The organism is Shinella sp. BE166, from assembly GCF_051201095.1.
Classification (GTDB): Bacteria; Pseudomonadota; Alphaproteobacteria; order Rhizobiales; family Rhizobiaceae; genus Shinella; species Shinella lacus.
Map to the genome: position 1 here is coordinate 129899 of NZ_JBPEHL010000006.1, position 14085 is coordinate 143983.

Annotated in this window: 14 protein-coding genes; 10 read left to right on the forward strand and 4 right to left on the reverse strand. The window is 61.2% G+C overall.

Features of this window, described 5'->3' with window-relative positions; genetic code table 11:
* Window positions 1–173 precede the first annotated feature (173 nt).
* Window positions 174–1190: a zinc ABC transporter substrate-binding protein ZnuA gene (znuA, locus tag J2Y63_RS16995; protein ID WP_435267046.1), complete on the reverse strand. Its 1017-nt coding sequence runs from the start codon at window positions 1188–1190 to the stop codon at window positions 174–176.
* Between the two features lie 101 nt (window positions 1191–1291).
* On the opposite strand from znuA, the gene J2Y63_RS17000 reads away from it, so the two are divergent.
* From J2Y63_RS17000 to J2Y63_RS17010, 3 genes are read left to right on the forward strand one after another with little or no spacing between them, the layout of a single operon-like run.
* Complete coding sequence (locus tag J2Y63_RS17000) at window positions 1292–2224, forward strand: ATP-binding cassette domain-containing protein (RefSeq protein ID WP_435267047.1); 933 nt, start codon at window positions 1292–1294, stop codon at window positions 2222–2224.
* The gene (locus J2Y63_RS17005; protein ID WP_256115537.1) at window positions 2217–3047 is read left to right on the forward strand and encodes a metal ABC transporter permease; all 831 of its coding nucleotides are present in this window, start codon (window positions 2217–2219) and stop codon (window positions 3045–3047) included. The genes J2Y63_RS17000 and J2Y63_RS17005 overlap by 8 nt, the downstream gene beginning before the upstream one ends.
* 11 nt (window positions 3048–3058) lie before the next feature.
* Complete coding sequence (locus J2Y63_RS17010) at window positions 3059–3454, forward strand: Fur family transcriptional regulator (protein ID WP_305110887.1); 396 nt, start codon at window positions 3059–3061, stop codon at window positions 3452–3454.
* A gap of 9 nt (window positions 3455–3463) precedes the next feature.
* On the opposite strand, the gene mltG is transcribed toward J2Y63_RS17010, so the two are convergent.
* Together mltG and J2Y63_RS17020 are read right to left on the reverse strand one after the other, a co-directional pair.
* Complete coding sequence (gene mltG / locus J2Y63_RS17015; protein ID WP_435267048.1) at window positions 3464–5086, reverse strand: endolytic transglycosylase MltG; 1623 nt, start codon at window positions 5084–5086, stop codon at window positions 3464–3466.
* Window positions 5087–5154: 68 nt separating this feature from the next.
* On the reverse strand, window positions 5155–5685 hold the full coding sequence (locus J2Y63_RS17020; RefSeq protein ID WP_435267049.1) for a gamma carbonic anhydrase family protein: 531 nt from the start codon (window positions 5683–5685) through the stop codon (window positions 5155–5157).
* A 106-nt stretch (window positions 5686–5791) separates the two neighbouring features.
* On the opposite strand from J2Y63_RS17020, the gene dusA reads away from it, so the two are divergent.
* The 7 genes from dusA to J2Y63_RS17055 all read left to right on the forward strand — a co-directional run bounded on the left by dusA (window position 5792) and on the right by J2Y63_RS17055 (window position 11014).
* Entirely contained in the window at window positions 5792–6883 is a 1092-nt protein-coding gene (gene dusA / locus J2Y63_RS17025; RefSeq protein WP_435267050.1) for a tRNA dihydrouridine(20/20a) synthase DusA, read from the forward strand.
* A gap of 156 nt (window positions 6884–7039) precedes the next feature.
* Window positions 7040–7615, forward strand: a complete 576-nt coding sequence (locus tag J2Y63_RS17030; RefSeq protein WP_435267206.1) for a J domain-containing protein — start codon at window positions 7040–7042, stop codon at window positions 7613–7615.
* Between the two features lie 293 nt (window positions 7616–7908).
* Window positions 7909–8118, forward strand: a complete 210-nt coding sequence (locus J2Y63_RS17035) for a cold-shock protein (protein WP_256115546.1) — start codon at window positions 7909–7911, stop codon at window positions 8116–8118.
* 131 nt (window positions 8119–8249) lie between these two features.
* A complete protein-coding gene (locus J2Y63_RS17040; RefSeq protein ID WP_256115547.1) occupies window positions 8250–8537 on the forward strand; it encodes a cold-shock protein in 288 nt (95 codons plus the stop codon).
* A 45-nt stretch (window positions 8538–8582) separates the two neighbouring features.
* Window positions 8583–8837 (forward strand): 30S ribosomal protein S21, encoded by a 255-nt coding sequence (rpsU, locus tag J2Y63_RS17045; protein ID WP_256115548.1) that lies wholly within the window; start codon window positions 8583–8585, stop codon window positions 8835–8837.
* A gap of 37 nt (window positions 8838–8874) precedes the next feature.
* Window positions 8875–9078, forward strand: coding sequence for a hypothetical protein (locus tag J2Y63_RS17050; protein ID WP_256115549.1), 204 nt, complete (start codon window positions 8875–8877; stop codon window positions 9076–9078).
* 475 nt (window positions 9079–9553) lie between these two features.
* Complete coding sequence (locus J2Y63_RS17055) at window positions 9554–11014, forward strand: hypothetical protein (RefSeq protein ID WP_435267051.1); 1461 nt, start codon at window positions 9554–9556, stop codon at window positions 11012–11014.
* A 49-nt stretch (window positions 11015–11063) separates the two neighbouring features.
* On the opposite strand, the gene uvrB is transcribed toward J2Y63_RS17055, so the two are convergent.
* On the reverse strand, window positions 11064–14051 hold the full coding sequence (gene uvrB, locus J2Y63_RS17060; protein ID WP_435267052.1) for an excinuclease ABC subunit UvrB: 2988 nt from the start codon (window positions 14049–14051) through the stop codon (window positions 11064–11066).
* Between the last annotated feature and the right edge of the window lie 34 nt (window positions 14052–14085).

Sequence of the window (14085 nt, forward strand, 5' to 3'; positions counted from 1 at the left end):
CTACCTCCCCCTTGAGGGGGGAGGTCGCCGCGAAGCGGCGGGTGGGGGTGACCCGCATCCGCACAGGCATCACTGGTGGAGAGGTCGCGCCACCCCACCCCGGAGCCTCGCTCCGACCCTCCCCCTCAAGGGGAGGGTGGCCTTCGGCCGGCGTTCGACAGGTTTGTCTTTTCTCAGCTAGCCTGACCGAGGCAATCGCGCAGAGACGTGGCGATGCTCCTCATCAGGGTGAAATAGAGGTCCGGGCCGGGTTCCAGCGTCGCGGCTTCCGGGTCGAGCGTGCCGGACTTTGCCGGTGTGCCCTCGATCACCACGTTGACCAGCTTCGGCTCGAACTGCGGCTCGGCGAAGACGCAGGTTGCGCCCAGCGTCTTCACCTTGTCGCGGATCTGCGTCAGGCGCTCGGCGCCGGGCAGGGTTTCCGGGCTGACGGTGATGGAGCCGGCGGCGTGCACGCCGTAGTGGTGCTCGAAATACTGGTAGGCGTCGTGGAAGACGATGAAGGGCTTGTCCTTCACCGGTGCCACGGTCTCGGCGACCTCCTTGTCGAGGGCGGCGAGCTTGTCGTTCAGGCTCGCGAGGTTCGCCTTGTAGGCCTCGGCATTGGCCGGGTCCTTTTCGGAAAGCACCTTTGCCGTCTCCGCGGCGATGGCGCGGGCATTGTCCGGGCTCAGCCAGAGATGCATGTCGAATTCGCCATGTTCATGGCCCTCGTGCCCGGCTTCCTCGCCATGGGCATGGGCCTCTTCGGCCTCCTTGCCATGGTCGTGGCCTTCCGCGGCGTGCTCGTGCCCTTCCTCGCCCTCGTCCTCATGCGCCTCGAATGGTCCGCCTTCGCGGAAATGCAGCTTTTCGAGGCCCGGTGCATCCTCCAGCTCGACGACGGTCGCGTTGCCGCCGAGCGCTTCCAGTGGCTTTTCCAGGAAGGCCTCCAGCCCGTGACCGACCCAGAAGACCACGTCCGCATCCTGCAAGGCCGCCGCATTGGAGGGTTTCAGCGAATAGGTATGCGGCGAAGCCGCGCCCTCGACGATCAGGTCCGGCTCGCCGACCCCCTGCATGATCGCGGCGACGAGCGAATGGATCGGCTTGATGGACACGACCACATTCGGCACCTCCGCCCGCGCGGCAAGGGGGCCGGCGGCGAGGAGCGCGGTCGAGAGGAAGAGGGCGCGAACGGCCTTTTGCATGGGGATCTCCGTCTTGATTGTGAATGTAATGTTATTACATCAATTGCGTTATGCTATAACGTGTGCCATATCCGGTGGCAACAGGCCTTTGGAAAAAAGTGATGCTGCAGACCCCAACCAAGACCGTCCCGCCGCTCGTCTCGCTTGGCGGCGTCGGCGTGCGCCGCCAGGGCCGCTGGCTCGTGCGCGGCGTGGAATTTTCCATAGCACCCGGCGAGATCGTCACGCTGATCGGCCCCAACGGCTCCGGCAAGTCGACGACCGCCAAGGCGGCGATCGGCGTTTTGAAGGCCGACGAGGGCAGGGTGGAACGCAAGGCCGGCCTGAAGGTCGGCTACGTGCCGCAGAAGCTCGCGATCGACTGGACCATGCCGCTCACCGTCGACCGGCTGATGACGCTGACCTCGCCGCTGAAGGGCGCCGAGATCGACGCAGCGCTTTCCGCCACCGGCATCCGCCATCTCGCGCGCGCCGAGGTGCAGCACCTCTCCGGCGGCGAATTCCAGCGCGCGCTGCTCGCCCGCGCGATCGCCCGCAAGCCCGACCTGCTGGTGCTCGACGAGCCGGTGCAGGGCGTCGACTTTTCCGGCGAGATTGCGCTTTACGACCTCATCAAGACGATCCGCAACACGACCGGCTGCGGCATCCTGCTGATCTCGCACGACCTGCATGTCGTGATGGCCGAGACGGATACCGTTATCTGCCTGAACGGCCATGTCTGTTGCCGCGGCACGCCGGAGGCCGTCAGCCAGAGCCCGGAATATCTGCGCCTCTTCGGCGCCCGCGCCGGCCAGACGCTCGCCTTCTACAATCACGACCACGACCATACGCACCTGCCGGATGGCCGCGTGCAGCATGCCGACGGCTCGATCACCGACGATTGCCGGCCGGGCGACGGGCATCACACGCAAGTTCTGCCGAGCGGCAAGGCGGGGCCGATGCGCATCGTGCACACGCACGGGCCGAATTGCGGCTGCGGCCATGACAACGGCCCGGCGCCGGCTGGCCAGGCCGGGGAGGCCCGCGATGCTTGACGACTTCTTTGTGCGCGCGCTGGTCGCGGGCGTAGGGCTTGCCATCACCGCCGGGCCGCTCGGCTGTTTCGTCGTCTGGCGGCGCATGGCCTATTTCGGCGATACGATGGCGCACTCGGCGCTGCTCGGCGTCGCGCTGTCGCTGCTGATGGATTTCAACCTGCTGATCAGCGTCTTCCTCGTCGCCGCGGCCGTGTCGCTGCTGATGCTGCTGTTGCAGAAGCGCGGCACGCTCTCCACCGATGCGCTGCTCGGCATCCTGTCGCATGCGACGCTGGCGATCGGCCTTGTCCTGGTCTCCTTCATGACCTGGGTGCGCATCGATCTCGTCGGCTTCCTGTTCGGTGACATCCTGGCCGTGACCCGCGCCGACGTGGACCTCGTCTGGGGCGGCGGCATTCTCGTCCTTTTCGCCATCGTCTGGATGTGGCGCCCGCTGATCGCCTCGACGGTCAACCCGGAACTGGCGGAGGCCGAGGGCCTGCAGCCGGAACGGGCGCGGCTCGCCTTCATGCTGCTGATGGCGCTCGTCATCGCCATCGCCATGAAGATCGTCGGCATCCTGCTGATCACTTCGCTGCTGATCATCCCGGCCGCCACCGCCCGGCGCTTTTCCACCAGCCCGGAAATCATGGCCGTGCTCGCCTCCGTCATCGGGGCGCTTGCGGTCGTCGGCGGGCTGTTCGGCTCCCTGAAATTCGATACGCCCTCTGGCCCCTCGATCGTCGTCGCAGCGCTCGGCCTGTTCGTCCTGAGCCTGCTGACGAAGCCCAGGACGGGCACAACCCAACAGCCGGCCATGGGCCAGGGAGGTCAGGCATGACCACGCAACACATGACCACGCAACAACTGACGCGCAACCAGGGCCTGGTCTTCGACGTGCTCTCGCATTCCGGCAGCCCGCTCAGCGCCTATTCGATCCTCGACAAGCTGCGCGACAGCGGTTTTCGCGCGCCCTTGCAGGTCTATCGCGCGCTCGACAAGCTCTTGGAATTCGGCCTCGTGCACCGCCTTGAAAGCATCAATGCCTTCGTCGCCTGCGCGCATCCGGAAGACGGCTGCCACGCCCACGGCCTCACCGCCTTCACCATCTGCGAGACCTGCGGCAAGGTCGACGAATTCCACGACCATGTGATCGAGGACCGGCTGAAGGGTTTTGCCAAGGACCGCAACTTCAAGACCGGCAAGACGACGATCGAGATCCGCGGCACCTGCGCCGGCTGCGCGTGAACCTCCGGTTCATTCAGCCTTTACCCGCGTTTCCGCGGCGAGCTTGCGCCAACGGCGGACATTGACGTTGTGCTCCGCCAGTGTGGCCGCAAAAGCATGGCCACCATTGCCATCCGGCACGAAATAAAGATCGTCCGTCGCTGCGGGATGTGCCGCCGCCTCAAGCGAGGCCTGCCCGGGAAGCGCGATCGGCGTCGGCGGCAGGCCGGGAATCTGGTAGGTGTTGTAGGGCGTCTTCATTTCCAGGTCCGCCCGGAGGATCGCCCGGCCGACGGGCTTTCCGTCGCCGCCGAAGAGACCATAGATCATCGTCGCGTCGGATTGCAGCCGCATGCCCTTCTTGAGGCGGTTGACGAAGACCGCGGCGAGTTTCGGCATGTCGGCCGGCAGGCCGGTTTCCCGCTCGATAATCGAGGCGAGGATGACGAGCTGTTCGGGATTTTCAAGCGGCAGGTCCTTCTGCCGACCCGCCCATATCCGGCCGATGAGCTCGGCCTGCGCCACCTGCATCTGCTGCACCACGTCGACGCGCGTCGCGCCGCGCGCCAGCGCATAGGTGCCGGGCATCAGGGCGCCCTCCGCCGGCAGTTCGGCCGGCAGGTCGCCGTCGAGCCGGGCATCCTGCGCCAGTTGCTCGAAGGCCTGTTTCACGGTCAGACCGGCCGCAATGGATATGCTTTCAGTCGTTGCCTGCTCTGCGCTGGATTTCAGCAACTCCTCGATCTCCACCTTTGCCAGCGATGCGAACGCGCAGGAGGGAAACAGCCGGACATGCTCTTCCAGCAAGGCAATATTGCCGCGTGAACTGACCGCCTGCCAATGCACCGCGGCGTCGCGGCAGGGATCGACGGCCGCGGGCGCCTCTTCGGCCTCACGACCGAGGATCACCGTTTCGAAGAGCGAGCCCGTGATGTACGGGCGCTGCTTGCCCTTGGTCGCTTCGAACACGTCCTTGGCCACGGACCGCAACACCACTTCGACCTCTCGCCCCGGCGTGACGAGATGGCGGGCAAGCGCGCTTGCATAGGGGCTGCTGTCCCCCTCGCCATCGAGCGCGATTTCGCCGGGCGAGGTGGCAAAGCCGATGAGGAGGTTGCTCTGCGTGCTCTCGATCCGGGCAAGGCCCTTCGTCGCGCCGCCGCGCGTCAGGGGACGTTTCATCTTGCTGAACAGCGGATTGTCGCGGCAGGCATCCACGAGCACGAGCTTGAATTTCTTGACGCCGGAAAGGGCATCGACGAGCTTGCCGAGCGCCACCGTCTCATATTCCACGTCGACATCGGATTCGAGCGTCGCATCGACGGGCATGAGAAAGTTCTCGCCGTTCATTTCGATGCCGTGACCGGAATAATAAATGAGGCCGATCTCCGCCTCAGCGGCGGTTGTCGAGAATTCGGACAGCGCCCGCGACATGGCGGCCCGCCCCGCATTCTCCACCACGGTCACCTCGAAATCCGCCGCTTCCAGCACGCTTTTGAGCGCGGCGACGTCGTTTGGCGGATTGCGAAGGGCAGATGCACTCTCGGCATAGGCGGCATTGCCGATGAGCAGCGCGACCTTGACCGCCGCCTGTGCCGGCGCCAGCAGAAGGACCGCAAGGACGAAAACGACGGCGCGCAGAAGCATGTCCATGCTCCCCTGAAAACCCGGAGGCCTACCCTATCATGCTGCACATCTGACGGGCGGGGAAGGCGGATTATTCAGCCGACCGGCTTCAGCCCCTTCTTGAAGCGCTGCCAGTTGCGCACATAGCCGTCGGCGGAGCGCTTCAGGCCGGCAAGCGCCGCCTCGTCCAGCGTGCGGATCGCCTTGGCGGGCGCGCCGACGATCAGCGAATTGTCCGGAAAGACCTTGCCCTCCGTCACCAGCGCATTGGCGCCGACGAGGCAGTTGTTGCCGATCACCGCGCCGTTCAGCACGGTCGCCCCCATGCCGATCAACGAATTGTCGCCGATGGTGCAGCCGTGGATGATGGCGCTGTGGCCGATCGTGCAGCCTTCACCGATCGTCACCGGCTTGCCGGGATCGGTGTGCACGACGACGCCCTCCTGGATGTTCGAGCGCGCGCCCACCGTGATCGGCTCGTTGTCGCCGCGCAGCGTCGCGCCGAACCAGATGCCGACATCCTCGCCGAGCACGACCCTGCCGATGACATTGGCATCCGGCGCCACCCAGTAGCGGCCGTCCGCGGGCAGCGTCGGCTGGTCGTCGTCCAGGGCATAGAGCGGCATCGGCATTCTCCTCCAAGATGATTCCCGGCGATACTGCACCCGCCCGGCCGCGCAGGCAAAGGGCCGAGGGTGGTTTTTCCGTCGCGTTTGGAGTATGAGCCCGGCCATGACACAGAGAGCCAGCGCCAGCACGATGTACCACCAGGCCGTCAGCACGGGGACGAAGATTTTCGCCACCGCGCCTATGATCGACTGGAGTGATCGTCGCTACCGCGTCTTCGCGCGGCAGATGACGAAGAATGCGCTGCTCTTCACCGAAATGATCGTCGCCGACGCGATCCTGCGCGGCAATCGCGACCGGCTGCTCGGCTTCGATGCACAAGAACATCCCGTCGCCCTCCAACTCGGTGGCAACGATCCGCAAAAGCTTGCCGAGGCGGCGCGGATCGGCGAGGGGTTCGGTTATGCCGAGATCAACCTCAATGTCGGCTGCCCCTCGGACCGGGTGCAATCAGGCACGTTCGGCGCCTGCCTGATGCGCGAGCCGCAGCTCGTCGCCGATTGCGTGGCGGCGATGAAGGCGGCGGTGTCGATCTCCGTCACCGTCAAGTGCCGCATCGGCGTCGACGACCAGGACCCGGAGGTGGCGCTGCGCGACCTCGTTTCGCGCATCCAGGACGCCGGCACGGATGCCGTCTGGGTCCATGCGCGAAAAGCCTGGTTGCAGGGCCTGTCGCCGAAGGAGAACCGCGATATTCCGCCACTCGACTATGGTCTCGTGCACCGGCTGAAGGCGGAAAATCCGCATCTTTTCATCGGGCTCAACGGCGGGCTTCACACATTGAATCAAGCCGCCGAGGAGATGCAAAACCTCGATGGCGTCATGCTCGGCCGCGCTGCCTATCAGGACAGCGGTGTCCTGACGGGCGTGGACGGGCTTTTCCCGCATCCGCTGTCTCCGGCAGGCCACCAGCCCTCTGAAACGATTGTCAGCCCGCAGGACCTCCCGGCGGAATACTGGGAAGCCCTGCGCGATGCGATGATGGCCTATGCGGCGCGGGTCGTGGCGGATGGCGGGCGGGTGGCGCATGTGACGCGCCATATGGTCGGCCTGTTCCAGGGCTTTCCGGGCGTGCGGCGCTACCGGCAGATCCTTTCCACCGATGCGACGAAGCCGGGCGCGGGGCCGGAGGTGATTTCGGCGGCCTTTGCCGCGGTTCTCGCCGCCCGCGCGACGACGGCCGCGGCGGCGGAATAGCGCTTTCTGTGCATCGCCCCGGCGCGACCACAATTTCGTCCCCTCGGGGTCGGAAACTTCCCCCGCTTCGCCCTTGATGGCCGAGGGATGCGGGACTAGGACAGACGACGTAATGCTAAGAGACGGACAGGTGGCCGCGTGATCGATCCCTACGCCATGCTCGGTATAGAGCGCGATGCCGACGACAATGCGGTCAAGACCGCTTATCGCAAGGCCGCCAAGGGCGTGCACCCGGATTCCGGCGGCGATGCCGACCAGTTCTCCCGCCTCCAGGCCTGCTACGACCTGCTGCGCGATCCCGTGCGCCGCAAGGTTTTCGACGATACCGGCTTCGACCCGCAGCTTGCCGACCCGCGTGACTTGAAGGGCCTGATGCTCCTGGAACCGCTCGTCAACGACGTCATTCTCGACGAGCGCGAACCCGGCAGCTTCGATCCGCTGGCCGCCATGCGGCGCAAGCTCTCCGACGACATCGTCAAGAGCCGCTTCCACATCCTGGAACTCGAACGCCACCGCAACCGCGTGCGCCAGCATATTGACCGGCTTGGCCGCAAGGCCGGCACGGATTTCCTCGGCTCCATGCTGCGCGCCCGCTCGCAATCGATCGCCGAGGCGATTCGCAATGCCGAGGGCCAGATCGCGGCCATCGAGCAGGCCTATGCCATGCTGGAAGGCTATTCCTACGAACTCGCGACCGCCGTGGAGGCGCTCAAGGGGGAGGCGGCCGAGTAGCGTGATCGTGGCCGGAACGGCGGTTGCGGCCGACGCTTTACCCGCACTCCGTGCCCATGATTTCGATGCCTATCTCCCTGATTAAACGAGGGATTATCAAATATTTTCCGTGCTTTGCCCGGTTAAACGGATAAAATTCCCTTGCGAAAGGCAGAATAAAAGCCTACATCCCACATATCGAACTTTGCTTGTGACCTTTGTCTCTCGCCTCTTGGCACGGTCAGATCTCCTCTCATCGTCGATTTACATGCGACTGTTTTGTCGCTTTCTCCAACGATTGAAAGGATATCGTTATGAATTCAGGCACTGTGAAGTGGTTCAACAGCACCAAGGGTTTTGGCTTTATCGCTCCTGATGATGGCGCCAACGACGTGTTCGTTCACATTTCCGCCGTCGAACGTGCGGGCCTGCGCTCGCTCGCCGAAGGCCAGAAGGTCAGCTACGACATCGTTCAGGACCGCAAGTCGGGCAAGAGCTCGGCCGACAACCTGCGCGCCGCATAAGAATTGTCGTTCCTCTTGGCTGACCACGGATGTACCGGCAGTCGAGACGGCGAGCGACAGGAAGAGGTCGGGGTAAAGCCCGGCCTTTTTGTTTCGAATGCACGCCTTTGATCACGTTCGGGGAGTTGTCCATGAGCCGGAAACGATTTGCGATCGGCGACACGGTCACCCTCAAGGCCGATCTCTTTCGATCGGCCGACAGCGAACGGGTCTGCCGGGTGGTCGGGGTCTTGCCGTCCGACCACGGCGAGGCACAATATCGTGTGCGTCTCGGCAACGAGACGTGTGAACGCCGGATCGTCGCGAGCGACATCGAAGCGACGGATACGGTGGAAATACGCAGTGGCGGCAGTGCGTCCGCTTCCTCCAAGGGAAGCGAACCCTGGTTCAAGCCATCCAGCATTCGCGTCAACAAATAATCACAATCAGCGGCGGCCGCACGGCCGCGATGGAAAGGATATGTTTTGCAGGTACTCGTCCGCGACAACAACATCGAACAGGCCATCCGCGTTCTGAAGAAGAAGCTGCAGCGCGAAGGCGTCTTCCGCGAAATGAAGGCCCGCAGCGCCTATGAAAAGCCGTCTGAAAAGCGCGCCCGCGAAAAGGCCGAAGCCGTTCGGCGCGCCCGCAAGCTCGCCCGCAAGAAGGCCCAGCGCGAAGGCCTCATCCCTGGTCCCAAGCGCAAGCCGCTCCCGGGTCCGGGCCGCGTAGCCGGTTGATCGGCACGACGTCACGATGACGGCAGAGGAGCAAGCGATGACAGCGACCCGACAACAGTTTTTCAAGCCGACGAAGGTCAGCGCTGCGACGAAGGCCGCGGAAACCGATTCCGCCGCCAAGACCATCGTGGCGCAGGAAGCCGCCGCCCGCGACAAGAAGACGGAAAAGTTGCGGGCGATGCGCATCGCCCAGGAGGCGGCCCAACCCGCCCCCCTGCCGACGACCAAAAAGCGCAAGTAACAGCCCCCGTCGAACAGGGCTTTGACCCTATACGACGCCTATCGGACAAGCAGCCCGGCCCAAAAGCCGGGCTCTTGCCGTTTTTTTGCTTGGAAATGCTCGCGGTGCCGCCTGCGTTTTTTAACCAAGTGACTGTTTCTAGGTCAGCGCAAAGCAGTGCATAAAGCGATTTGTGCTCGCCTTGATATTTGCGAATGAAAATTATCTTGCACGGTTATTGCATAGGCTTCGAGCGGCACTGCCGCCTTGCCGCTAAAGCCTTGTAGCGTATCCGCAGCGGGATGAGATTAACTACGTCGTGTTGGATAGGGCAGGAAAAAATACGCCAAACGGGAGTGCGGCACACGATAAAATTACACGAAAATCATTCTCGTAACGACGGAGGCTTGTACCCTAATACAATTTACGGTGGGCTGAGGCACTTGACAAATTTACAGTCAGGAGATGCAAATGTGAGAAATTGGAGCGGGATGACATGGCCAGCGTGAAAGAGCAGAATTTTTTTATATGTGTATACTTGGATTCTGAAAAGAGCCCGCTCGGGCACTCCGTTTCTCAAAGTAACGACTTTCCTCCAGAAATGGAATCTGAAGCAGGTCCTGCAAAAGACGATGATGAGCACGAAGATAAGATATCTTCTTTCTCTGAAATATTTCAAAGATTTAAGGATTCTATGTTTGCATATATCGATATTCTTCCAGTGATGGCCGGTGCAGCGCCGTTCGCAACTTGGATGATCAGATCAAAAAATTTGATTGATCTTCTTAATTCCGAGTGCGTTGTGAAACATGAGGAAGAAAATCGAATAGTATATGAGCTAAAAGAAGAATTTTATTCAACATTCAAAGAGCTGAATGAGGCCGCAAATTCTCTGTCTCTTATTGGTAAGCAGGTTCCTAAGATGCTTATTATTGGTATAGTGAGTAGTTATGAATATTATAGCAGTATATTGATTCGCGAGATATACAAGAGTAACGCTGGGATGATCGAGGGTAGTGACAAGTCTGTCTCTATAAAGGACATTTTTCTAAGCAAAAACATTGAAGAATTCAAGGAACTCCTTATTGATAAGGAGGTTGAGGACGTTATGCGTCGATCTTTTGCCGATCAGATAAAATGGTTTGAATCTAATCTTGGTTTGAAGCGATCTATATCTGATGAGTATTCTAAATGGGGAGGCTTAATCGAAATCTTTGAGCGAAGAAACCTATTTGCTCATGCAAATGGCATTGTTGGTAAAAGATATTTAGATAAAACTAAAAATCTTGGTAATAGGCAGAGAGAGCCGAGTAGGGGTCAAGAATTATATGCTGGACCGAAGTATTTTAAAAAATCTATTGAAAATATTACGGAGTTCGGCTTGAAGCTTATTCAAGTTGTATGGAGAAAATTGTATCCGGCAGAATCGGATAAGGCGTATTCTTCTGCTTCGGATTTTGCCTTTGAGTTAATTGCTAAGGGGGAGTATTTTCTTTCCTCGGAGATATATCTGTTTCTTGATAGCCTAAACGGCAAAAAGGATGGGGAGCAGCAACTCATAAATACTGTAAATCTCGCTAATTGTTATGCTTTGCTAAAAGATGATAAAAAGAGAGATGATATCCTGGCGCAGCATGAATGGTCTGCCATAAATGATAGATTTTCCGTTTCAATTGCTGCTGTAAAAAAATATATCAAGCAAGTAATACAGTTTATGAATAAACTAAAGTACGACTATGAATGGAATGAAACAAATTATGAGGAGTGGCCCGTATTTTTCCAGATAAGGAATGATGAAGATTTTATAAAATGCTTTGAAGAGCTATATGGAAGGCCATTTTCGCCTAAGCCGGAGATGAGGAATTCTATAAAATCGCTAGAAGCTCATTTTTTAAGTATGAGAAAAAAAATTGCAAATAGTGCAGAAGTTGAACATGATGGGAAGTCTCTTCATTAATTCTTAGCGAAATGCTGAGGATCAGGCGGGCATTTCGCATTAAATTTGCTCACCGCCCCGGCCGCCCCGTCTTCCCCTTCGTGCGCCCCTTGCGCTTCTCTTCACCCGGATCCTCATAACTCCCCGCACCAATCTTCCCACGACGAACGGGCTTGGCATCCTCCGCGCTGCTGACGCGTTCCGGTTGGCCTTCCAGCAAGGGGCCGGTGCGTTTCTTGCTGGCGAGGGTTTCGTCCGGGCGGGCGGGGGTGCTGCCGGCGATGGGTTTTTCGGTGCGGCCGACGGTCATTTCGTCGAGGCTGTTCTTGCGGAACAGCGATTTTCCGGCGGGTTCGGCGATGTCGCGGCCCATTTCATTCAGCTCGGGCTTGCGGAAGAGCGGGCGTTCGGTGTCGGTGCCCGGGCCCATGTCGTCGAGCGAGGGTTTTTGGAAGAGGCTGCCGGCGGCGGCGTCCTTGGTCTTGGATGCGCGTGTGGAGGCCGAGGATGATGGGGTTTTTGCCCCGCCTTTTTCCTGGGCCTTCGCCTCTTCGCGCGCCATCGGGTCGTCCATGACGGCCAGTTCGGCGGCCTTGAGGCGCTTGATCTCGTCGCGCAGGCGCGCGGCCTTTTCGAAGTCGAGATCGGCGGCGGCGTCGCGCATGGCTTTTTCCAGCGCGTTGAGATGGGCCTGGAGGTTGTTGCCGACGAGGTTGCCGCCATCCGCAAAACCCTTGCCGGAGACGCCAGAAATGTCGGCGCGGACGTGGTCGCGCTCGTAGACCGAGTCGAGGATGTCGGAGATCTTTGCCTTCACCGATTCCGGCGTGATGCCGTGGGCCTCGTTGTAGGCGACCTGCTTTTCGCGGCGGCGGGTCGTCTCTTCCATGGCGCGCTGCATGGAGCCGGTGATTTGGTCGGCATAGAGGATGACCTTGCCGTCGACGTTACGCGCCGCGCGGCCGATGGTCTGCACGAGGGAGGTTTCGGAGCGCAAAAAGCCTTCCTTGTCGGCGTCGAGGATGGCGACGAAGCCGCATTCCGGAATGTCGAGGCCTTCGCGCAGCAGGTTGATCCCGACCAGCACGTCGAAAGCGCCCAGACGAAGATCGCGGATGATTTCGATGCGTTCCAGCGTGTCGATATCCGAGTGCATATAGCGCACGCGAACACCCTGTTCGTGCAGGTATTCGGTCAGGTCCTCCGCCATGCGCTTGGTGAGCACGGTGACGAGCGTGCGGTAGCCGGCCTGGCTGGTCTCGCGGATTTCGCCCAGCACGTCGTCCACCTGGCTTTTCGCCGGGCGCACCTCGACCGGCGGGTCGATGAGGCCGGTCGGGCGGATGACCTGTTCGGCGAAGACGCCGCCGGACTGGTCCATTTCCCAGCCGCCCGGCGTGGCGGACACGGCGATCGTGTCGGGGCGCATGGCGTCCCATTCCTCGAAGCGCAGCGGGCGGTTGTCCATGCAGGAGGGCAGGCGGAAGCCGTATTCGGCCAGCGTCGCCTTGCGCCGAAAGTCGCCGCGATACATGCCGCCGATCTGCGGGATGGTGACGTGGCTTTCGTCGATGAAGATCAGCGCGTTGTCTGGGATATATTCGAAGAGCGTCGGCGGTGGCTCGCCGGGCTTGCGGCCCGTGAGATAGCGCGAATAGTTCTCGATGCCGGCGCAGGAGCCGGTGGCCTCCAGCATCTCGATATCGTAGCGGGTGCGCTGTTCGAGGCGCTGCGCTTCCAGCAGGCGGCCGGCCTTTTCCAGTTCGACGAGGCGGTGCTTCAGCTCCTCCTTGATCGCCTTGATGGCGCCGTTCAGCGTGGGGCGGGGGGTGACGTAGTGCGAATTGGCGTAGATCTTCACAGACTTCAGGTCGCCGGTCTTCTGGCCGGTCAACGGATCGAACTCTGTGATCGCGTCGATCTCGTCGCCGAACATCGAGACGCGCCAGGCGGCATCTTCCAGGTGGGCGGGAAAAATCTCGATCGTGTCGCCGCGGACGCGAAAACTGCCGCGCTGAAAATCCATCTCGCGGCGCTTGTATTGCTGGGCGACGAGGTCGGCGAGCAGCTGGCGCTGGTCGAGCCGGTCGCCGACCTGCATCTGGAAGGTCATCGCCGTATAGGTCTCGACCGAGCCGATACCATAGATGCAGGAGACGGAGGCGACGATGATGCAGTCGTCGCGCTCGATCAGCGAGCGGGTGGCCGAGTGGCGCATGCGGTCGATCTGCTCGTTGATCGAGGATTCCTTCTCGATGAACGTATCCGAGCGCGGCACATAGGCTTCCGGCTGGTAATAATCGTAGTAGGAGACGAAATATTCGACCGCGTTTTCCGGGAAGAAGTTCTTGAACTCGGAATAGAGCTGCGCAGCGAGCGTCTTGTTCGGCGCGAGGATGACGGCGGGGCGCTGCGTCGCCTCGATCACCTTGGCCATGGTGAAGGTTTTGCCGGAGCCGGTGACGCCGAGCAGCACCTGGCTGCGCTCGCCGGAATCGAGGCCTTCGACGAGGTCGCGGATCGCCGTCGGCTGGTCGCCGGCGGGCTGGTATTCGCTGATCATGCGAATGGGGATGCCGCCCTCAGACTTTTCCGGCCGGGCCGGACGGTGCGGCGTCCACAGCTTGCCGTCCTTGAACAGCGGGTTGCCGCTCTCGATGAGTGCCGAGAGCGCTTCCACCGTCGCGGTGACGGCCGTGCCGGCATTGGAGGAGACGGCGTCCTCCAGCGAGGTGTCCATGCCAGAGACCGGATTGAGGCCGGCGGCGGCGCGCGTCTTTGGATCAGACGAGCCGCCGACCGACACACCGCGGGAGGTTTTGGAGACCGTGACATTTTCCGTGTGGCGGCGCGCGGCGTTTTCCACCGTCTTGCGGTGTTTGCCGGCCTTGGAGGCGACCTCGCGCCGGCTCTCGATGCTGGCGGCTTCCGCCTCGGCTTCGAGCTGCTTTACCCAATCGGAGACGCTGCCCGAAAGGGGCTTTCCCTCGAAAGGCGATTGCGGGGCTTCCTCGAAACCGGGGTTCGAGGGCGAGGGTTTCTTCGGTGATCTGGCCATGCGGGGAATATGGAGAGAGTCATCCGGAAAGAAA